This window comes from Mesorhizobium sp. M0276 (assembly GCF_040321755.1).
In the GTDB taxonomy this organism is placed as follows: domain Bacteria; phylum Pseudomonadota; class Alphaproteobacteria; order Rhizobiales; family Rhizobiaceae; genus Mesorhizobium.
In genome coordinates, this window is sequence record NZ_JAMYSC010000090.1 from 1 (window position 1) to 18,327 (window position 18,327).

Sequence of the window (18,327 nt, forward strand, 5' to 3'; positions counted from 1 at the left end):
GTATCGCAGGGTCTTTGCGTCGCGACATAGTGGGACTCCTTCTTACCCATTATGCCCGCCCGCACACGAAATTCCTGACAGTCCCGGAGCGTGCCGGCGCCGCCCTTACCAATATACAGATCGCCGCTATTGGTCCAGGTCGAGCCGGCACCGTCGACGAACACCGTGCCGGCCGAGTCCGCCGTGTAGCCAACGAAACCCGAGCCATTGCTGACCGCGCCGCCGTTCGAGATCGTCAGCGCGCCCGTGCCAAAACCTCCGACATAGAGGTCGCCGCTGTTCGTCCACTTCGATCCCGCACCGCCGACCGCCACCGTGCCGGCCGAGTCGGCAGCGTAGCCAAGATAGCCCCCGCCATTGCTGACCGTGCCGCCGTTCGAGATCGTCAGGCTACCTGTATCGAAACCGCCAATGAACAGATCCGAACTGTTCGTCCACTTCGATCCGGCACCATCGACCGTCACCGTGCCGGTCGAGTTGTAGCCCACCTAGCCCTTGGCGTTGCTGACCGCACCGCCATTCGAAATCGTCAGCTTGCCCGTGCCACCACCGCCTACGAACAGATCCGAACTGTTCGTCCACTTCGAACCCGCGCCATCGACCGCCACCGTGCCAACGGAATCCACACCATAGCCAACGAAGCCCAGATCACTGTTGACCGCGCCGCCGTTCGTGACCGTCAGCGTGCCCGTGCCCTGCTCGCCGACGAACAGGGCGGAACTGTTGGTCCAGATAGAGCCGGCACCGCTGACGAGCACAAAGCCGGCCGAGCCCGCCAAGCTGCCAACATGGCCCAAAATATCACTGACCGCACCGCCTTGGCTGATGCCCAGAGTGCCGGTGCCGTAACCGCCGACCGTGAGGTCCCCGTTATTGGTCCAGGCCGACCCCGCGCCTTCGACGAACACCACGCCGTTGGAACCGGAAGACAAGGCTATCGTGCCTTCGGCATTGCTGACGGTGCCGCCGTTCGAAACACTTAATGTGCCGGTGCCGTTGAAGCCGACATACAGGCTGGAACCGCCGGTCCAGTTCGACCCCCCACCGTCGACCGTCGCGCTGCCTATCGAGCCTCCAATGTAGCCGAGAACCCCGGTTCCGAAGCTGACGCCGCCGCCATTCAGGATGTTCAATGCGCCGGTGCCGTAATAGCCGACGACCATGTCGGCACTGTTGCTCCAGACCGAACCCCCGCCATCCACCGTCACCGTGCCGCTGGAGCCCGCGTGCCAGCCAATCGTGCCGGTGACGTTGCTCACGGCCCCGCCGTTGGTGATCGCCAGATTGCCGGTGCCGTTGTCGGCCACGGTCAGCGACCCGCTGTTGCTCCAAGTCGAGCCTGTGCCGTCGACCGAGACGGTTCCGTTCGAGACGTCGCCCTTGCCGATGGTCCCATCGGTGTCGCTGACCTTGCCGCCGTTGGAAATGTTTAGTGTGCCGGTGCCGAAACTCGCAACCGTCAAGGTCGAGCTGTTGGTCCAGGTTGAACCGTCGACGGACAGGACCGCAACGGCGTCGTCGCTGTCAGCCAGGATGCCTCTCACGTTGCTGATCAGGCCGCCATTGAGGATGGAGATCGTTCCCGTGCCTTCCGCCGCGACGTAGAAATCGTCGGCGTGCAGCCATGCCGATCCAGCGCCGGTTACCGTGACCGTGCCGATAGAGCCGGCGAACCTGCCAACGCCGCCTTGTGAGTCGCTGAGTGTCCCGCCATTGCTTATTGTCAGCGCACCGACATCCCCGGCATTCCTGCCCACGAAAACGAGGAGTGCATTGGCGTTGGCGCCGCTTATCACCGTCGGATTCGGCGTGAGCGTGTTGAGGTTGGCGTAGTCGGTGGCGCCAGGCACCGCAACCGGGGTCCAGTTGCCGGGGTCGAACCAGTCGGTCGAAATCGCACCGGTCCAGGTCACGTCGGCGGCCGAGGCCGGCAGGGTCGTCGCCATGATGCCGGCGGCGCCAAGCATCAGCGCGAGCGAACTGACGCTGGCCATGTGGCGATGATCGCGCAACGGGTTGACGTATTTCGTCGGCACGGTCGAAGCCAGCGTCGCCTTGCGGCTTCCAAATGTGTTCTGCGGCATCCAAACCCCTGACATGAAAGTCGTTTCACCCTGAGGCTGACATGTCATTGGAGCCCGGCTGTTGTCTTGGGCAGGACCGCAATGGAATTGGACCGGAGCGAAGTGCCGTGCTTTTTCCGCGCACTGTGGCAGTTTGGCGCCATCGATCGCCGCGGGATCTCGGCTTTTGACGGAGAGGGATTCGGAAATCGCGTCGTGTTTCCGGTATCCGGATTCTACCTGGCGCTCGTTGGCGTGTAGCCGAAGCGGCGGCGAAAGCAGCGGTTGAAATACGACACATCGCTGAAGCCACTGATCATGGCGATTTCGCTGACGCGCATCTCGCTATTCTGTCTCTGCGAAAGCAGCTTATGAGCGCGCTGCAGGCGAAGTTCGAGAATGCGCTCGGAAAAGCTGATGCCGGTCTCCTGCAGGAGATCTTGAACATAGCGCGCCGACAGGCCGAGTTCTTGCGCGACGCCCTGCGCCGAGATGCCGGGGTTGGAAAAATTCTCGGCAATCTTCGCCAGCACCGCCTGCAGCCTGGCTGCTGGCAACCCGCGCAAGCCCGCCAATTCGGCAGGCTCGCCTTTGGCGCCTGTCACCAGGCCGATCAGATCGACGATTGTCTGCGTCGCGTGCGCTATCAGATCGGGCGAGACGAGAGGGCGGCCGGTTTCAAGAAGTTGGCAATAACGCTTGAGAAAATCGAGAGCTTCGTTCTCGGCGCCGATCTTCAACGCCAGCCTGTCGTCGATCTGCGGGAAGGCCTGGGTGAGGACTGCACGGGGGACCACCACGTTTGTCCATACATTGCTGTCGGAACCGTGCATTTTCAGCGCTTCCGATGCCGTGACCAGGACCGCTTCGCCCTGTCCGACACCATAGTCGCGGCCGACCTGTGCGCCGGTCAACAGCGTGTCGGATTTGTTGATCAGCAGGAGATAACCATCGTTGCCGTCATCGGCGATATTGCTTGCCTTCCTCGTTGCATGCTTGATCGTTCCGGACATCTGACCAAGAACCAGTGATCCGACAGCCGTGGCTTCGATCGCGGCTTCGAAAGGCAGGTTGTCCGACATGCCGTATTCGACCGACCATATCTCCGCGAGGTGGATGTCTTGCCAGAGGGAAAATCGGTCGCGATCACTGAGATGCGAGGGCAATTGAGCCGATGAAAACACCGTCTTTTGTGGCAATTGTGTACCCGATATATTTGCGTTCTCTAATATAGCGAGCGCGATGCTTTCCATTTCAAGAATAACCAGCGACAATGGCCGCCTGGTGTCAACTGATCGAATTTATATCCTTAATCGAGTTCAACCACGCGTGGCGTCACCCAAAAGTGTGACTCCGCGAAATCCTCCGAAGCGAGATCGGGGCGTGCAGGAGGCATGATGGAGAGGCTGAGCAGCGACGTCCTTTCCTCGATTATCGGCGATATCTACGATTGCGTTTTGAACCCCGACGGGTGGGCCGGGGTAATGACGCGGATCACAGAGGCGGTCGACGCGGCCTACACCACCATCGCGCTTGCCAGCACTGCCGGCAATCGTGGCCGCTTCGCGGCTCAATCGCCCTGGGATCCCGTGCAAATGCGCGTGCTCCAGGAGGACTATGATTTTGACGCAATTCCCGGACTGAAGGCCGCGATCGTCGGCGACATCGACACGCCTGTTGCGACGTTGTCGCATATGAGCGAAGCCGAACTCCAGCAGACGCCATTTTTCCAGAATTGGGCCAAACCGCAGGGATTGCGCGAGGCCTGCATCACCAAATTCGTTCATACGCCGGACCGGATCGGGCTCATGGGTTGCACCACGCGGGCCAGCAGGGAGGTCATCTCAATCGAGGAACAGCGTTTCCTGGCATTGCTCTCGCCGCATCTGCGCCGCGCTTCGATGATTGGAGACCTGCTCGATCAGGCCCGCGTTACCGCCAACCTTTATCGCCAAGCGCTCGACCATCTCGCTGTGCCCGTCGTTCTTACCGGCGCCAACGGAAAGATCCTCCATGCCAATGGGGCGGCCGATCGAATGTTTTCGGCGCAAGGCCCCATTCTTTCCAAGCACGGCCTGCTCCAGGTGCAGAACCTGGTGACAGCCCGCGCCCTGCTGGAGGCAATCGCCAGTGCCGCGAGCGAGGACGCTTCGCTCGGCTCCCGCGGCATAGGCCTGCCCATTTCGGCCCCCGGTCAGCCGCCCGCCGTCGCCTACGTATTGCCGCTGACCGAGGGAACCGCGCGCGCGGCCTTCCGGCCGGCATGTGCCGCTGTCTTCGTTTCGACCACGACGTCTTCTTCTCCACTTCCGGAAGCCGTTCTCACCGCGCTGTTCGACCTGACGCCCGCGGAGGCGCGGGTTCTGCTGCGCATCGGCAGCGGATTGTCCGCGTCGAAGAGCGCGCTGGCGCTCGGCATCGGCGAAAACACCTTGAAGACCCACCTCAACCGTATCTTCGCCAAAACCAGCACGAGACGCCAAGCGGATCTCGTCAAGCTCGTTTCGGACATAGGCACGCCGCTTGCACCTCAGTGACGGCGCCCCATTTCGGGGCCGGTTAGCCAAATGGTGCGATCCGGACAGGAGATCGGATAAGGTGGTCGCGCTCGAACACCACCCCATCCCCGCCATTTTCCCTCACCGCCGCCAGGGCGGTTCCGGGGCGAAGCGCTTGCCGATCCAGTCGGCGAAGGCGCGGGTCTTGGCGGCTTGCCCCTTGGCTGAGGGCGTGACGACATAGATCGCGCCTTCGTCGGCCAGCGTCCAGTCCTCCAGGATTGGCACCAGCCGTCCGTCGGCGAGCTCGCGGCCGACCAGCCAGTCTGTGCTCATCATCAGGCCGACGCCTTGCACGGCGGCATCGACCAGCACCTCGGCATCATCGGTGACCAACGGCCCGGATACCTCGACGCGCACGCTCCGGCCCTCGCGGTTGGTCATCTCCCAGGCTGGAAAGGTCTGAAAACCGCTGAAGCCCAGGCAGGAATGTTCGAGCAGCGCCTGCGGTGTCTCCGGCCTGCCCCTTCGGGCGAGATAGGAGGGGGCGGCGCAGAGCAGTCGCCGCCGCGTCGCCACCTTGCGGGCCACCAGGCGCGAATCCTCCAGCGCGCCAAGCCGCACGGCAACGTCGAAATTCTCGGCGACCAGATCGGCGAAGCGGTTGGAGAATGCGGCCTCGATGCGGACATCGGGAAATTCGGCAAGGAATTGCGGCAGCAGCGGCCCGATCCACATGCGCCCGAACGTGCCGGGCAGCGCCAGCCTCAGCAGGCCGCGCGGGCCGCCGCGGGCATACGCCGACGCGGCAGCCTCGGCCTCGTCCACGGAGGCCAGGATGGCGCGCACCCGCACCATGAATTCGGCACCCGCCTCGGTCAGCGACACGCTGCGCGTCGTGCGATGGAGCAACCTGACGCCCAGCCGCTCCTCCAGCGATTGCAGGCGCCGCGACAGAATGGTCGCGTCGCGCCCGACACGCGCCGCCGCCCTGGTGAAGGAACGCGCCTCGGCGATGGCGGCGAAAGCCGCCATTTCGGCAAGGGTCAATGGTTCGCTGGATTGCTGCATGAATTACAGTACTCAAATGTAAAAGGCAGGGATTATCCAGAAATACCGCAGCAGCTAGATGCACTCAAGCCATCAATCGTCCCACAGGAGTGAAACAATGAAAGCCATCGAGCTGAGCCATCCCAGGCTGGACGCCTTCCGCGCCGCCACCATTGCCACCCCCGAACCGCAGCGCGGCGAGGTGCTGATCCGCCAGCGTGCGGCAAGCCTCAATTTCGTCGATGTCGCGGTCGCGAGCGGCAACTATCCCGGACCGAGCTTTCCGCTCATCCCCGTCGCCGACGGCGCCGGCGAGATCGTTGCGCTGGGCGAGGGGGTTACGGGATTCGCCGCCGGAGATCGCGTCGTCGCCCATGCCAAGCCCCGCTGGATCGGTGGCCGGCCGCGGCCCTACGAGATGAGGCAGATGCGCGGCATCTCGCTGCCGGGTTCGCTGGCCGAATATGTCGCGCTGCCGGTCAATTCGGTCGTGCCGGTGCCGGCGCATCTCTCCTTCGAGGCGGCGTCGACGCTGCCGATCGCCGGCACCACCGCCTGGAACGCCATCCGCGCCGCCGATGTCGGACCGGGCTCGGTCGTCGTGCTGCTTGGCACCGGCGGCGTCTCGATCTTCACCCTGCAGCTTGCAAAAGCTGCCGGCGCCACCGTCATCATCACCTCCTCGTCGGACGAGAAGCTGGAGCGGGCGAAGGCACTGGGTGCCGATCATCTCATCAACTATCGAGCGACGCCCGACTGGGACGGCAAGGTGCTGGAACTGACGGACGGCCTCGGCGCCGACCTCGTCGTCGAGACCGGCGGCACGGCCACCTTTGCCCGCGCCATCAACGCCACCGCGCCCGGCGGCACGCTGTTCACCATCGGCTTCGTCACCGGCGCCGAGGCCACGATCAATCTGCTGCCGATCATCATCAAGGCGTTGAAAGTGGTCGGCAACAACACCGGATCGGTGTCCGACCTCCGCGACGCCATCCGCGCCATCGGTGCGGCCAGGATCGACCCGGTCGTCGACAAGGTGTTTTCGCAGAATGAAGCGGCCGAAGCCTACGCCCACATGGCCGCCGGCGGCTTGCACTTCGGCAAGCTGGTGTTCGGGTTGGAGTGGTGAGGAAGCGGATAATCTCCCCCCTCGAGGGTCCCTCGAGGGGGAGATGTCGCCGAAGGCGACAGAGGGGGTCGTCTCGCGTGAAGCGCCAACCTGATCTGCTTCATTGGGCCGAGCCCAGTCGAACCGACCCTCTCTGGCCTGCCGGCCATCTCCCCCTCAAGGGGGGAGATCACGCTCTCACTCTCAGATCAGCTTCTCCAGCGTGATCGGCAAATCCCGAACTCGCTTGCCCGTCGCATGAAACACCGCGTTGGCGATCGCGGGGGCGACGCCGACGATGGCCAGTTCACCGACACCCTTGCCGCCGAGCACCGAGGAATGCAGGTCGGGGATGCCGACCGAGATCACCTCGATGTCGGGGATGTCGGCATTGGTCGGCACCAGATAATCGGCGAGGTTGTTGTTGACGATGCGGCCATGGCGGCGATCGACGATGCCTTCTTCGAGCAGCGCCTGGCCGATGCCCATGATGATGCCGCCCTTCCACTGGCTTTCGGCGAGCTTCGGGTTGTACAGCCGGCCGGAATCCAGCGCCGACACCACGCGCGATACCCGCACCGTGCCGAAATCCTCATCTACGCGCACCTCGATGAAATGCGCGCACCAGGAGTGGCGGGAATAGTCGCCTTCGGTGTGCGGCAGCGCCATGGCGATGGTGGTGTAGTTCTTGTAGCGATCCTCTGGCGTCGAATTGGCCGGCATGGTGTCGCCGATGGCCTCGATATGGTCGCGGCCGACGCTTTTGAGCAACTCGGCGATCGATACTTCGGGGCCGGCGCCGCGCGGCGACGCGATGCGGCCGTTGGCGACCACCAAAGTGTTCGCCTGCAGCGCGTGGAAGGGTGAGCGTGGATCGCTGATCGCCAGCCCGATCAACTGGTCGAGCACCGAGGTCGCCGCCTTATGGACCGCACCGGTCATCACGCCGGCCAGCCGCGAGCCGCCGGCGACGCCGGCGCGGGGCAAGCGCGAATCGCCTAGCTTCACCACGACATTGTCGGCCGGCACGCCGACCGTCTCGGCGGCGGTCTGCACCAAGATGGTGTAGGTGCCCTGGCCCATGTCGATCGAGGAGCTTTCGACCTCGACCGAGCCGTCGGCCAGGATGCGCACGATCGCCTCGCCATAGGCGCGCCGCACGGGATAGGTGCCCGCCGCAACGCCCCAGCCGATCAGCTGATTGCCGTCGCGCATGGAACGCGGTTCGGGCGCACGCATGGACCAGCCGAAGCGTTCCGCGCCGGCGGCAAAAGCCTCGCGCAACTGCCTGGTCGACCAGGCTTTTTTCGCTTCCGGATCCTGTTCGGCATAGTTCCTAAGCCGGATCTCCAGCGGATCGATGCCGACCTCGTAAGCGAGCTCGTCTATGGCGCTTTCGATGCCGAAGGCAGAGGGGTTTTCGCCCGGCGCGCGCATGGGGCCAGGCACTACAGAATTCACCCGCACGACATTCTGCTTGGACGAGAAATTCGGCGTCGCGTACATGATCGAGGTGACCGATCCGAGCGGCTCGACCCACATGCCGTCGATGGATGTCTCATTGACGCCGCGATGCACGATCGACTGGATTTTTCCTTGCCGGTCGGCACCGATCGTCACCGTCTGCCGCGTCGCGGCGCGGCCGCCGTAACCGGTGAAGGTCTGCGGCCGCGTCATCACCAGCCGCACCGGCCGGCCGAGCATTTTGGCGGCACATGCCGCCACCGCGCCATGGCTGAGCGCCAGTGCCTTGGAGCCGAAGCCGCCGCCAATATAGGGCGAGACCAGGCGCACATTTTCGAACGGCACGCCGAACCATTCGGCATAGGTGCGCGCCATGCCGTCCAGCCACTGGCTCGGTTCCCATACGGTGAGGCGGTCGCCCTCCCAGCGGGCGATCAGGCCATGCGGCTCCATCGGCGCCTGGTACTCGCGCGGCGTGTTATAGGCGGCGCAGATGCGCACCGGGGCCGAGGCGAAAGCGGCTTGCGCGTCGCCCCATTCCTTGGTCATGGCGTCGATCGGGATGCCGTCGCCGGCCTTGGCGTCGCTAAGGTCGACGATGGCGGGGGTCTCGTCATAGCTGACCTTGATGAGGGCTGCCGCGGCGACCGCCTGCTCGAAGGTTTCGGCGATGACAGCGGCAACATGCTGGCCGGAGAAAGTGATGTCGCGCACCAGCGGGCAATAGGGCTTGTCGGGCGGCGGCGTGCCGAACCAGTCCGAGGCGGTCCTCAGGCTGATGATGGTGTCCGGCGTCAGCACTTGCAGCACGCCGGGTGCTGCTTCAGCCGCATTGGCGTTGATCTCGCGCACCTTGCCCGAGGCAATCGTGCTTTCGACCAGCACGGCGTAGGCGAGGCCTTCGAGCTGCTGCTCGACGGCGTATTTGGCAGCACCGGTGATCTTGGCCGGGCCGTCGACGCGCGACAGCCGGCCGCCGACGACTTCCGCCAGCGCGCCGTCGGATGCATCACCATGTCTGATGTTGTGAACGGTCATGCCGTCTCTCCCATTTTGAGGATGGCGCGCGCGACGACACGCGGCGCCAGTTCAAGCTTGTAATGGTTGGCGCCATGGTCGACGGCGCCTTCGATCGCGAGCAGGCTGGCAGCGCGGACGGCATCTGGCTCCAGCACCTTGCCCTTCAGCGCGTCCTCCACGGCTCGCGCCCGCCAAGGTTTGGTCGCGACGCCGCCAAGCGCGACGCGCAGGTCACGGACGGTGCGCCCATCGGCCTCGAATTCGATGCCGACGGCGGCACTGGCCGCGGCAAACTCATAGGATTGCCGATCGCGGACCTTCAGATAGGTCGAACGCCGGGCAGAGGCCGAGCCGGGGATCTCGATGGCGGTGATCATCTCGCCCGGTTCGATAGCGTGTTCCTTGTTCGGCGTTGTGCCGGGCAGTAGGAAAAAGTCGTCCACGGGGACCTGGCGATCGCCGAGATGCACGATCGCATCGAAGGCGACCAGCGCGACGGCGAGGTCACCCGGATACATGGCGATGCAGGCTTCGCTGGTGCCGAGCACCGCATGGCCCCGTGTGACACCGCCGATGGCCGAACAGCCGCTGCCGGGTTCCCGCTTGTTGCAGGCGGGAAAATTCGCCGGATCGCGGAAGTAAGGACAGCGCGTGCGCTGCATCAGATTGCCGCCGATGGTTGCCATGTTGCGGATCTGTGCGGAAGCCGCCTGCCACAGCGCTTCCGAGACGGCGGGGAAGCGGCTCTTGATGCCGTCATGGTCGGCGACGTGGCTCATCTTGGCAAGCGCGCCGATGGTGGCGCCGCGCTCGCTGAGCTCGATGCCGTTCAGGCCCTTGAGATGGGTGATGTCGACCAGCGTCTCGGGCTCGGCGACGCCGCATTTGGCGAGGTCGATGAGCGTGGTGCCGCCCGCGAACAGCATGGCGCCGGGCAGGGCGGCTGCCTGTCTTGCCGCATCGACCGAGCCGGCGCGCAGATAGGAAAAACCCCTCATGATGCGACCTCCAATGCAGCCTGGCGAACGGCGGCGACAATGTGCGGATAAGCACCGCAGCGGCAGAGATTGCCGGCCATGTATTCGCGGATCTCGTCATCCGAGCCGGCATGGCCCTCGCGGATGCAAGCCACCGCCGACATGATCTGGCCTGGCGTGCAATAGCCGCACTGGAAGGCATCCTGTTCGAGGAAGGCAGCCTGCACGGGATGCGGTTCGCCCTCGCGTGCAAGCCCCTCTATGGTGGTGGCGGTGCGGCCCTCGACTTGCGCGGCCAGCATCAGACAGGCCAGCACGCGCTCGCCGTCGACATGCACGGTGCAGGCGCCGCACTGGCCGTGGTCGCAGCCTTTCTTGGTGCCGGTCAGGCCGAGCCGGTCGCGCAAGGCGTCGAGCAACGTGACTCGCGGCTCGAGTTGCAACTCGTGATGGTGGCCGTTGATATCGAGATGGACGGGAATTGTTGTCTTGGTCATGGGCGTCTGGCTCCAGTTGCTTGACGCGGATGGGGATGAATGGGCAGGCGATGGCTAATCTCCCCCCTTGAGGGGGAGATGCCCGGCAGGGCAGAGGGGGTCGGTCCGACCGGGTGCAACCTCCTGCGGCGAATGAAGGTTAGCGCTCTATGTGAGGCGACCCCCTCTGTCGCCTTTGGCGACATCTCCCCCTCGAGGGGGGAGATAACGCTCTTCGCGGCCTCCGCCAGTCTCCAGTGACCTTGCGGCTTCGAAAGACGTGACATATCGGTTCCCCTGATTATATGATAAAGGTGCTCCACTAAAACGGAGGCGCCTCCGTTTATTACGTGGGGGCTGACCCGGATGGGTTCAAGCCCCATATTTCGGCAGTGGAGAAAAAAGTGGCCGTGGAGCCGTCCGTCATCGTTGAAGAGAAGGCCGAAGGCACGGAGGCAAAGCCGTTGCGCGCCGATGCGCAGCGCAACCGTGACCGGCTGGTCGAAGTGGCGGCAGCCGTCTTTGCGGAGCACGGTATCGATGCCTCGCTGGAAGAGATAGCGCGCCAGGCCGGCGTCGGCATCGGCACGCTCTACCGACATTTTCCGACGCGCGAGCACCTTGTCGAAGTGGTCTACCGGCGCGAGGTGGAGGCGCTGTGCGCGGCCGCCGGCGAGCTCGCCGAAAAACACCCGTCCGATGTCGCGCTGGAACAGTGGATGCAGCGCTTCGTCGATTACATCGCCACCAAGCGCGGCCTGGCGACCAGCCTGCGCATCCTGCTCAACACCAATTCGACGCTGTTTTCCGACACGTCCGGCCGGGTCTCGCAGGCGCTTCGGCAACTGGTCGAAGCCGCGGTGGCCGACGGCACCATCCGCGGCGACGTCGACGCCTCCGACGTGCTGCACGCACTGTCCGGCATCTACTCGGCGCCCGACACGCCGGAATGGCGCGACCGTTCGCGCCGGCTGGTCAAGCTCTTGATGGACGGGTTGCGGTTCGGGGCTGTAAAGGGACGGTGAGAGCGGCCGGATTCCGGCCGCGCGACAACCAGACCTGTCCATGATTTGAGGGGCATCCGATGTATGTGGGCCGTTCCTACAAGTTGATAGATTTCGCGCTCTGGTCGCGGCGCAGCGTCATCTACATGGTGGTCGTGAGCGGGCTGGCTGTCGCTGCTTACCGTCAACCGGGGATTGCCGGCTTCTCGGTGCCATGGCCGGTGGTGCTCGTGCTCGGCACCACCGTATCACTCGTTGCCGGGTTCAAGAATTCGCAGGTGTTCACCCGCAGCAGTGACGCGCTGCAGGCCTTTACGCAAATCACGGCGAGCAGCCGGTTGTGGTCCAATTTCTGCAGGGACTTCATCGATGCGCCGACGGCAAAGCAGCTCATCTACCGCCATATCGCCTGGATGACGGCGTTGCGCTTCGCCCTACGCCGGCCGATGCCGTGGGAATCCATGGCGCGGGCCGCCAATGTCGAATACCGGCGTCGCTACCGCATCCATGAGGATGCGAGTTCGGTCGCCGAGGAACTGCGTCCGTTGTTGGCCGAACAGGCCGAGGACGTCCTGAAGTCGCCTCAGCCGGCGATAGCGCTTTTGGAAATGCAGTCGGTCCAGGTCAATGCGTTGCTCAAGGACGTAAAAATTCCTCCGCAGGTCTATGTCGAACTTATCAAGCTGATCCGCGATTTCCATGATCAGCAGGCGCGCTGCGATCGTATCAAGAACAATCCCTATCCAAGGCAATACGCCATCGTCAGTTCCATGTTCGTCATGATCTTTTGCACTCTGTTGCCGTTCGGGGTGGTTCCGGTCTTTGCCGACATGGGCAAACTGGGCGGCATGCTCGGCCCGATCGCGATCTGGCTGACGATCCCGTTCAGCACGCTCCTGGGCTGGGCCTACATGTCGCTCGACCAGGTCGGCGAAAGCAGCGCCAATCCCTTCGAGGGCAATGCCAACGATGTTCCGATCTCGCAGATCTGCCGCGACATCGAGATCGAGTTGCGCAGCGGGCTTGGGGAGGTTGATCTTCCCAAGCCCTGGCTGCCGGTCAATGACATCGCGACCTGAAGCGCTTCGTTGCGGCAATCTGTATGATGCCCGACACCTGCATTAGGCTGTTACCGGGCAAGGAAACAGGAGCCGTCAGGACGCGTCCGCTCCTTTGACGGAAAAAAATTGAAGCACGCCCGGCAGCCCGCTCGCTTCCATCTCGCCATGCTCTTCGAATATCAGGTCGGAGCCGACCACCGCCACGTCCTTCCAGGTGGACAGCGCGGCGCGTGATCGGCGCTCGCCCCGGCAATTCCGCAGCGCGGCAGCTCGCGGCGGCCGCCAACGTTGCAAATCCCGCAAGCCCTGGAACGAACGACGCAACTAGCCTTTCGCTTCGACCAGGATCACCAGCGACTCCGGCGCTACGCCATCATAGGCCATCGCATCGGCTGCTGCCTTACTCTGCATCAAAGCGGCCATCTTATCCATGTCCGGAACGTCCATCATCACGGCCACGTGTTTCGGGTTCTGCGGATCGACGAAAGTGCGGATGTTGGTGATCCCAAGCGAGCCAAAAAGCTCCTTACGCTTGGGTGAACTGAGCCAGTGCTTGCTGTCTTTTGTGATGTTGTGATGGCCGATAACGGTTGGCATGGCGTCCTCCCTGGTTTTACGCAATTCTCAAGGGAAAGCGCTATGTGCTTTTTCCCGGGAATTGCTTCAGGTGACGCCAGCGGTCGATGTCGCCCGCCTGATGCTGCGATCCACCCGTGCCAGGCAGTGAGCGCCGTTTCTCTTGGACTGTCAATTAGCTTCTGCTGATGGATAGTGGGTGTCTTGTCGTCCCGCCGTCGGAGCTGCTGGCTCCTCAAATTTCGAGGCATACCTTGCCGAAATGCTTCCGGGATTCGTAGTGCGTGAACACGGCGGCGATGCTGGTCCGCCCGGCTGCCGATGGAGATCCCACCGCCCGGCGCTCTCAGCCTGACCAGTCTTATTGTCTTTCTCCGACCTGTGGGGTGTCTAAAATTGGGGCGACGCGCTCGACCTATCGGACCTGCCGGCCGGAAATCACCCGCAGCCAGGGCGCCAGATGGAAGGCGCTCATCAGCAGATACATCGGGGCCATGCCGGTGAGCGGCGAGGAGCCCGTGCACAGCATGGCCGCATCGCCGCTGAAGATGCAGGTAAGCAGCGCCATGACGGCAAAGGTCGGGGCTGCGGTAAGGCATAGCCAATCGGCGATGCCGAGGGTGGACGCATTGATGTTTTCGGGGATCGCTTCGCTGGTGGCTGTATGGATATCGTGCATGGTCCTCATCCTTAAATTGTGATGCCAGCGTCGCATGGGTGCGCGCCGGGGCGTCGCATGTGGTGGGGCGCGCGCGACCTTCCAGGATTTGGGTTCCTCTCCCCACTTTCGTGGGGCGAGGAACCAAGCTGGAGAGCCCTTACTCGCCCTTGTCCCGGAACGCCGCTTCGCCGGCTGCCGACACTTCTTCCCATGTCTTGTCGGGCCCGGCGTCGTAATTGTCGTGCCAGTTCCACCAGCTGTAGAGCGGGGTCTGCGGATAGCCTTCGGGCGAGTCCTCCCAGATCTCCTGGCGGCCGAGCGGCGTCGCGTCGAGATAACTCCAGACGGTGCCCATCGCCTCGTCGCCGCGGCTGTTGATGAAGTAGGTGCGGAAGATGCGGTCGCCATCGCGGATGAACACGTTGTGGCCATGCCATTCGTCGACACCGAAGTCTTTGTCGAAGCTATCCGTAATGGTGTACCAGGGCATCTCCCAGCCCATCCGCTGCTTCAGCCGCGCAATGTCGGCCTGCGGGGCGCGCGAGGCGTAGGCGAGCGTGGTGTTGCGGGCATTGAGGTGGGCGAGGTGCCCGACCTGGTCGGCGCCGAGCGAACAACCGCGGCAGGCATGCTCCGGCCAGCCGAACACGCCGGGCTCGAAGAAGGCCCGGTAGACGATCAACTGCCGGCGGCCTTCGAACAAATCGAGCAGGCTGGCCTTGCCGTTCGGCCCCTCGAACACATAGGCCTTGTCGACTTCCATCCACGGCATGCGCCGGCGCTCGGCGGCCAAAGCATCCTTGGCGCGCAGCGTGGCCTTCTCCTTCACCAGCATCTGTTCGCGGGCGGCTTCCCAATCCTGTCTAGAAACGATCGGCGGGGTCTTCATTGCGGTCTGCTTGGTCATTGGTCGTCTCCTTTGCCAGTCTGTTGTCGCGCCGTTGCGACGTGTGGTTGCTTGCTGTGAGGTAGAATAAGGCGGTCAAGCGCGGGGGTGGGAGTTACAAGTGTGACGGGATTTGAAAGAGCCGGCCCGCCGCAGCAGGGGTGGCGCATCCATTCAGTGCCCTCGACAGTGTCCTTCATCGCGTGGTTCTCCCTTGTTGTGCCGCTGCCGATACGGCTTGCTGGTTGGCGGCCATGACTTAAGTTAGGGCGTGCGGCGCCGGGGGGTGGGAGTTACAAGTGTGACGGGATTTGAATGGACTCGCTGATCACCGCGGCGGCACTGGCGCTGGCCGGGGGCGACCCGCTCGGCGCGCTGGATCGTGTCGCCTTGCGCGAAGACCCGCCGGCGCTGGCGCTGCGCGGCATTGCCATGGCGCAGCTCGGCGATCTCGATCGCGCCAAGGCGCTGCTGCGGCGGGCCGCGCGTGGCTTCGGCCCGAAAGAGGCGGTGGCGCGTGCCAGATGCGTCGTTGCCGAAGCCGAGATCGCACTGGTGTCGCGTGATCTGGGATGGGCGGACAAGGCGCTCGACGCGGCGCGCGCAACGCTGGAAAAGCATGGCGACCGGCTGAACGCCGCGCATGCCGGCCACCTCAAGGTACGGCGCCTGCTTTTGATCGGCCGTCTCGACGAGGCCGAAGACGTGCTGGCCGGGCTCGACCCGGCGCCGCTGCCGCCTGCCGCGCGAGCCGCGCACGAGCTTGCCGTCGCCGGCATCGCGATGCGGCGCCTGAAGACGAAGCCGGCGCGCAGGGCGTTGGAGTGGGCCCGCCATGCCGCCCTCCGGGCCGGCATTACGGGTCTGATCGCGGAGGTCGACAGTGCATTCCTGGCGCTGGACACGCCGGCGGCGCGGCTGATCGCTGGTGGTGAGCAGCGCCCCTTGCTGCTCGAGGACGTCGAGGCGCTGCAGGCGTCGCCGGCGCTGGTGGTCGATAGCTTCCGCTATGTCGTGCGCCAGCGGGAAGCAACGGTCTCGCTGGCAACGCGCCCGGTGCTGTTTGCGCTGGCACGCACACTCGCCGAAGCCTGGCCTGTCGATGTTTCGCGGGCGAGACTGATCGCCGAAGCCTTCGGCGGCAGGCACGCCGATGAATCGCATCGGGCGCGGCTGCGGGTCGAGATCGGCCGGCTGCGCGCCGAACTGCGGGGGCTGGCCGATATCGGCGCGACCAGCCAAGGCTTCGCACTGGCGCCGCGCCACGAGCGCGAGGTGCTGGTGCTGGCGCGGCCGATCGAGGAGCGGCACGCGGCGGTGCTGGCCTTCCTTGCAGATGGCGAAGCCTGGGCGACCTCTGCGCTGGCACTGGCGCTTGGCATCGGCCAGCGCAGCGTGCAGCGGGCGCTGGAGCAGCTTGGCGAGGCCGGCAAGGTGCAGTTTTTCGGGCACGGACGGGCGCGCCGCTGGATGACGCCGCCGGTGGCTGGATTCACGACGACGTTGTTACTCCCGTCCCCGCCGCCGAACGGCTAAGATGTGCTGATATTCAGGTGAGGCCGGCCTGCATATGGCGGCTTCCTGCGCTTCCGGTGCTCACGTACGAAAAGTACGCTCCGCTCCGGTTCTCGGAAGCCACCATTTTCGGCGCGGCCTGACCTGAATCTCGACACACCTTGGAACATGACCGGCGCGATGACGACCAACATCGAGGATCAAGACATGAGACATTCAGCGGCCGAAGTCCTGCACGAGTACGGGCCGTTTCCCGGTGTGGAAAGGGTGCATGGAGTGAGCTTTGACGGCAACAATGTCTGGTTTGCCTCGGGCGAGAAGCTGAACGCCTTCGATCCGGAAAGCGGGCAGGCGCTGCGCTCGATCGATGTCGCGGCGCATGCCGGCACCGCCTATGACGGTCAGCATTTCTTCCAACTTGCCAACGACCTGATACAGAAGATCGACCCTGATACCGGTCAGGTGCTGGCGACCATTCCGGCGCCCGGCGGTGGCGGCGATTCCGGGCTGACCTGGGCCGAAGGGACGCTTTGGGTAGGGCAATACCGCGAGCGCAAAATCCACCAGATCGACCCTGAGACCGGGGCAATCCTGCGCACCATCGAATCCAACCGTTTCGTCACCGGGGTGACCTGGGTCGATGGCGAGCTGTGGCACGCCACCTGGGAAGGCGACCAGAGCGATTTGCGCCGCGTCGACCCGCAATCAGGCAAGGTTCTGGAGAAGCTCGACATGCCGGCCGGCATGGGCGTCTCGGGACTGGAATCCGATGGCGGCGACCGGCTCTTCTGCGGCAGCACCTCTGCCGGGGTGGTGCGGGCGGTGCGCCGGCCGCGGTGAGGCCGAATCCTTCGACGCAAAGATCAGGACCGCAGATCGCACGTGGCAAATTTGTCCCCTGCCGACTGGCTGCCGCCCGCTATCGAACCTAGATAGGGCGGGCACCGGGCGAACCGCCTGGACCATCTTTGCAAAGGATCCCCCACCATGCCTGAACAGCCCACCATGCCTGGAAAAATTGCGTTGAACGACGGCTCCGCCATTCCCCAACTCGGCCTTGGTGTGTGGCAGGTCGATCAGGACATCACGGCGCAAGTGGTGGGTTGGGGGATCGAGGCCGGCTATCGTCTGATCGACACCGCCGAGGGCTACCGGAACGAGGAAGGGGTCGGAGAGGCGATCCGCAGCGCCGGCGTGCCGAGGGGCGACCTCTTCATCACCTCCAAGCTGCGCAACGGCGCGCACCAGCGCGATGCGGCTCTGCGCGCCTTCGACGAGACGATGGACAAGCTCGCTATCGAGCAGATCGACCTGTTCCTGATCCACTGGCCGGTGCCCAGCCAGGGCAAATATGTCGAGGCCTGGAAGACGCTGGTCGAGCTTAGGCAGTCCAGCCGCATCAAGTCGATCGGCGTTTCGAATTTCAACCAGGACCATCTCGAGCGGATCATCGGCGAGACCGGCGTGACACCCGTCGTCAACCAGATCGAGCTGCATCCCCAGTTCCAGCAGCGCAGTATCAGGGACTTCCATGCCAGGCATGACATCCGCATCGAAAGCTGGAGCCCGCTGGGCAGCGGTCGGCTGCTGAACGATCCGACCATTGCCGGCATTGCCAGGAAGCACGGCAAGTCCGCGGCGCAGACGATCATCCGCTGGCATCTTCAGGAGGGGCTGATCGTCATTCCAAAATCGATCCACCAGGACCGCATCGCCGCCAATTTCGACGTCTTCGATTTCGAGCTGGATGCGCAGGATCTGCAGACGATCCGCGGCATGGATTCAGCCTCCGGCCGCACCGGTCCGAACCCCGCCACGGCCGCGTTTTTGTTCTGAGGTGACCTCTAGGAGCCGACGGTGATGCAGCCAATCTCCCCCCAAGTGCAGGACTGTCCGGGGAAAGTTATTCATATATGAAGGCCATCTGATTGAGGCAGGATCGGTCTCTTGGTCGGTTCGGATTGACCG

The 18,327-nt window shown here is 64.1% G+C and carries 17 protein-coding genes and 1 pseudogene; 7 read left to right on the top strand and 11 right to left on the bottom strand.

Going from position 1 to position 18,327, the window contains the following annotated elements:
* The 3 genes and pseudogenes from NKJ01_RS33895 to NKJ01_RS33905 all read right to left on the bottom strand — a co-directional run.
* Positions 1-488: pseudogene (locus NKJ01_RS33895) on the bottom strand (autotransporter outer membrane beta-barrel domain-containing protein); the annotation flags it as partial.
* Complete coding sequence (locus NKJ01_RS33900; RefSeq protein ID WP_352734790.1) at positions 489-2,084, bottom strand: hypothetical protein; 1,596 nt, start codon at positions 2,082-2,084, stop codon at positions 489-491.
* A gap of 215 nt (positions 2,085-2,299) precedes the next feature.
* Positions 2,300-3,145 carry an AraC family transcriptional regulator gene (locus NKJ01_RS33905; RefSeq protein ID WP_245266687.1) on the bottom strand — a complete coding sequence of 282 codons (846 nt, stop codon included), beginning with the start codon at positions 3,143-3,145 and terminating at the stop codon, positions 2,300-2,302.
* A 315-nt stretch (positions 3,146-3,460) separates the two neighbouring features.
* Here NKJ01_RS33905 and NKJ01_RS33910 point away from each other — a divergent pair, with 315 nt between their 5' ends.
* Positions 3,461-4,600, top strand: a complete 1,140-nt coding sequence (locus tag NKJ01_RS33910; RefSeq protein WP_352734793.1) for a LuxR family transcriptional regulator — start codon at positions 3,461-3,463, stop codon at positions 4,598-4,600.
* A gap of 102 nt (positions 4,601-4,702) precedes the next feature.
* Here the strand turns inward: NKJ01_RS33910 and NKJ01_RS33915 are convergent, their stop codons facing one another.
* On the bottom strand, positions 4,703-5,632 hold the full coding sequence (locus NKJ01_RS33915; protein ID WP_352734794.1) for a LysR family transcriptional regulator: 930 nt from the start codon (positions 5,630-5,632) through the stop codon (positions 4,703-4,705).
* A gap of 97 nt (positions 5,633-5,729) precedes the next feature.
* Between NKJ01_RS33915 and NKJ01_RS33920 the strand changes: the two genes are divergently transcribed.
* Positions 5,730-6,740 (top strand): zinc-dependent alcohol dehydrogenase family protein, encoded by a 1,011-nt coding sequence (locus NKJ01_RS33920; protein ID WP_352734796.1) that lies wholly within the window; start codon positions 5,730-5,732, stop codon positions 6,738-6,740.
* Between the two features lie 183 nt (positions 6,741-6,923).
* On the opposite strand, the gene NKJ01_RS33925 is transcribed toward NKJ01_RS33920, so the two are convergent.
* Genes NKJ01_RS33925 through NKJ01_RS33935 form a run of 3 tightly spaced genes read right to left on the bottom strand, consistent with a single transcriptional unit; the run spans position 6,924 to position 10,677 of the window.
* Positions 6,924-9,221, bottom strand: a complete 2,298-nt coding sequence (locus tag NKJ01_RS33925; RefSeq protein WP_352734798.1) for a xanthine dehydrogenase family protein molybdopterin-binding subunit — start codon at positions 9,219-9,221, stop codon at positions 6,924-6,926.
* The gene (locus tag NKJ01_RS33930) at positions 9,218-10,201 is read right to left on the bottom strand and encodes an FAD binding domain-containing protein (protein WP_352734800.1); all 984 of its coding nucleotides are present in this window, start codon (positions 10,199-10,201) and stop codon (positions 9,218-9,220) included. Before NKJ01_RS33930 ends, NKJ01_RS33925 begins: the two co-directional genes overlap by 4 nt.
* Entirely contained in the window at positions 10,198-10,677 is a 480-nt protein-coding gene (locus tag NKJ01_RS33935) for a (2Fe-2S)-binding protein (RefSeq protein ID WP_352734802.1), read from the bottom strand. Before NKJ01_RS33935 ends, NKJ01_RS33930 begins: the two co-directional genes overlap by 4 nt.
* 383 nt (positions 10,678-11,060) lie before the next feature.
* Between NKJ01_RS33935 and NKJ01_RS33940 the strand changes: the two genes are divergently transcribed.
* Together NKJ01_RS33940 and NKJ01_RS33945 are read left to right on the top strand one after the other, a co-directional pair.
* On the top strand, positions 11,061-11,681 hold the full coding sequence (locus NKJ01_RS33940; protein ID WP_352602104.1) for a TetR/AcrR family transcriptional regulator: 621 nt from the start codon (positions 11,061-11,063) through the stop codon (positions 11,679-11,681).
* A 59-nt stretch (positions 11,682-11,740) separates the two neighbouring features.
* Positions 11,741-12,739, top strand: a complete 999-nt coding sequence (locus NKJ01_RS33945) for a bestrophin family protein (RefSeq protein WP_352734804.1) — start codon at positions 11,741-11,743, stop codon at positions 12,737-12,739.
* 75 nt (positions 12,740-12,814) lie between these two features.
* Here NKJ01_RS33945 and NKJ01_RS33950 read toward each other — a convergent pair whose 3' ends face one another.
* The 4 genes from NKJ01_RS33950 to NKJ01_RS33965 all read right to left on the bottom strand — a co-directional run bounded on the left by NKJ01_RS33950 (position 12,815) and on the right by NKJ01_RS33965 (position 14,865).
* Complete coding sequence (locus NKJ01_RS33950; protein ID WP_352734806.1) at positions 12,815-13,045, bottom strand: hypothetical protein; 231 nt, start codon at positions 13,043-13,045, stop codon at positions 12,815-12,817.
* Positions 13,046-13,318, bottom strand: coding sequence for a hypothetical protein (locus tag NKJ01_RS33955; RefSeq protein WP_023763192.1), 273 nt, complete (start codon positions 13,316-13,318; stop codon positions 13,046-13,048).
* Positions 13,319-13,712: 394 nt separating this feature from the next.
* A complete protein-coding gene (locus NKJ01_RS33960; protein WP_352734808.1) occupies positions 13,713-13,976 on the bottom strand; it encodes a hypothetical protein in 264 nt (87 codons plus the stop codon).
* 139 nt (positions 13,977-14,115) lie between these two features.
* Positions 14,116-14,865, bottom strand: coding sequence for a DUF899 domain-containing protein (locus NKJ01_RS33965; RefSeq protein WP_352734810.1), 750 nt, complete (start codon positions 14,863-14,865; stop codon positions 14,116-14,118).
* Positions 14,866-15,159: 294 nt separating this feature from the next.
* On the opposite strand from NKJ01_RS33965, the gene NKJ01_RS33970 reads away from it, so the two are divergent.
* The 3 genes from NKJ01_RS33970 to NKJ01_RS33980 all read left to right on the top strand — a co-directional run bounded on the left by NKJ01_RS33970 (position 15,160) and on the right by NKJ01_RS33980 (position 18,195).
* Positions 15,160-16,380 carry a helix-turn-helix domain-containing protein gene (locus tag NKJ01_RS33970; protein WP_352734812.1) on the top strand — a complete coding sequence of 407 codons (1,221 nt, stop codon included), beginning with the start codon at positions 15,160-15,162 and terminating at the stop codon, positions 16,378-16,380.
* A 186-nt stretch (positions 16,381-16,566) separates the two neighbouring features.
* Positions 16,567-17,199 carry a Vgb family protein gene (locus NKJ01_RS33975; RefSeq protein ID WP_352734814.1) on the top strand — a complete coding sequence of 211 codons (633 nt, stop codon included), beginning with the start codon at positions 16,567-16,569 and terminating at the stop codon, positions 17,197-17,199.
* 147 nt (positions 17,200-17,346) lie between these two features.
* On the top strand, positions 17,347-18,195 hold the full coding sequence (locus NKJ01_RS33980; protein WP_352734815.1) for an aldo/keto reductase: 849 nt from the start codon (positions 17,347-17,349) through the stop codon (positions 18,193-18,195).
* Positions 18,196-18,327 lie beyond the last annotated feature (132 nt).

Excerpts from the sequence above, each read along its gene's own strand:
- NKJ01_RS33920 (WP_352734796.1), top strand. The coding sequence starts at position 5,730 with ATGAAAGCCATCGAGCTGAGCCATCCCAGGCTGGACGCCTTCCGCGCC.
- NKJ01_RS33955 (WP_023763192.1), bottom strand. The coding sequence starts at position 13,318 with ATGCCAACCGTTATCGGCCATCACAACATCACAAAAGACAGCAAGCAC.
- NKJ01_RS33935 (WP_352734802.1), bottom strand. The coding sequence starts at position 10,677 with ATGACCAAGACAACAATTCCCGTCCATCTCGATATCAACGGCCACCAT.
- NKJ01_RS33915 (WP_352734794.1), bottom strand. The coding sequence starts at position 5,632 with ATGCAGCAATCCAGCGAACCATTGACCCTTGCCGAAATGGCGGCTTTC.
- NKJ01_RS33960 (WP_352734808.1), bottom strand. The coding sequence starts at position 13,976 with ATGCACGATATCCATACAGCCACCAGCGAAGCGATCCCCGAAAACATC.
- NKJ01_RS33965 (WP_352734810.1), bottom strand. The coding sequence starts at position 14,865 with ATGACCAAGCAGACCGCAATGAAGACCCCGCCGATCGTTTCTAGACAG.
- NKJ01_RS33905 (WP_245266687.1), bottom strand. The coding sequence starts at position 3,145 with ATGTCGGACAACCTGCCTTTCGAAGCCGCGATCGAAGCCACGGCTGTC.
- NKJ01_RS33930 (WP_352734800.1), bottom strand. The coding sequence starts at position 10,201 with ATGAGGGGTTTTTCCTATCTGCGCGCCGGCTCGGTCGATGCGGCAAGA.
- NKJ01_RS33910 (WP_352734793.1), top strand. The coding sequence starts at position 3,461 with ATGGAGAGGCTGAGCAGCGACGTCCTTTCCTCGATTATCGGCGATATC.
- NKJ01_RS33900 (WP_352734790.1), bottom strand. The coding sequence starts at position 2,084 with ATGCCGCAGAACACATTTGGAAGCCGCAAGGCGACGCTGGCTTCGACC.
- NKJ01_RS33945 (WP_352734804.1), top strand. The coding sequence starts at position 11,741 with ATGTATGTGGGCCGTTCCTACAAGTTGATAGATTTCGCGCTCTGGTCG.
- NKJ01_RS33975 (WP_352734814.1), top strand. The coding sequence starts at position 16,567 with ATGAGACATTCAGCGGCCGAAGTCCTGCACGAGTACGGGCCGTTTCCC.
- NKJ01_RS33980 (WP_352734815.1), top strand. The coding sequence starts at position 17,347 with ATGCCTGAACAGCCCACCATGCCTGGAAAAATTGCGTTGAACGACGGC.
- NKJ01_RS33925 (WP_352734798.1), bottom strand. The coding sequence starts at position 9,221 with ATGACCGTTCACAACATCAGACATGGTGATGCATCCGACGGCGCGCTG.
- NKJ01_RS33970 (WP_352734812.1), top strand. The coding sequence starts at position 15,160 with ATGGACTCGCTGATCACCGCGGCGGCACTGGCGCTGGCCGGGGGCGAC.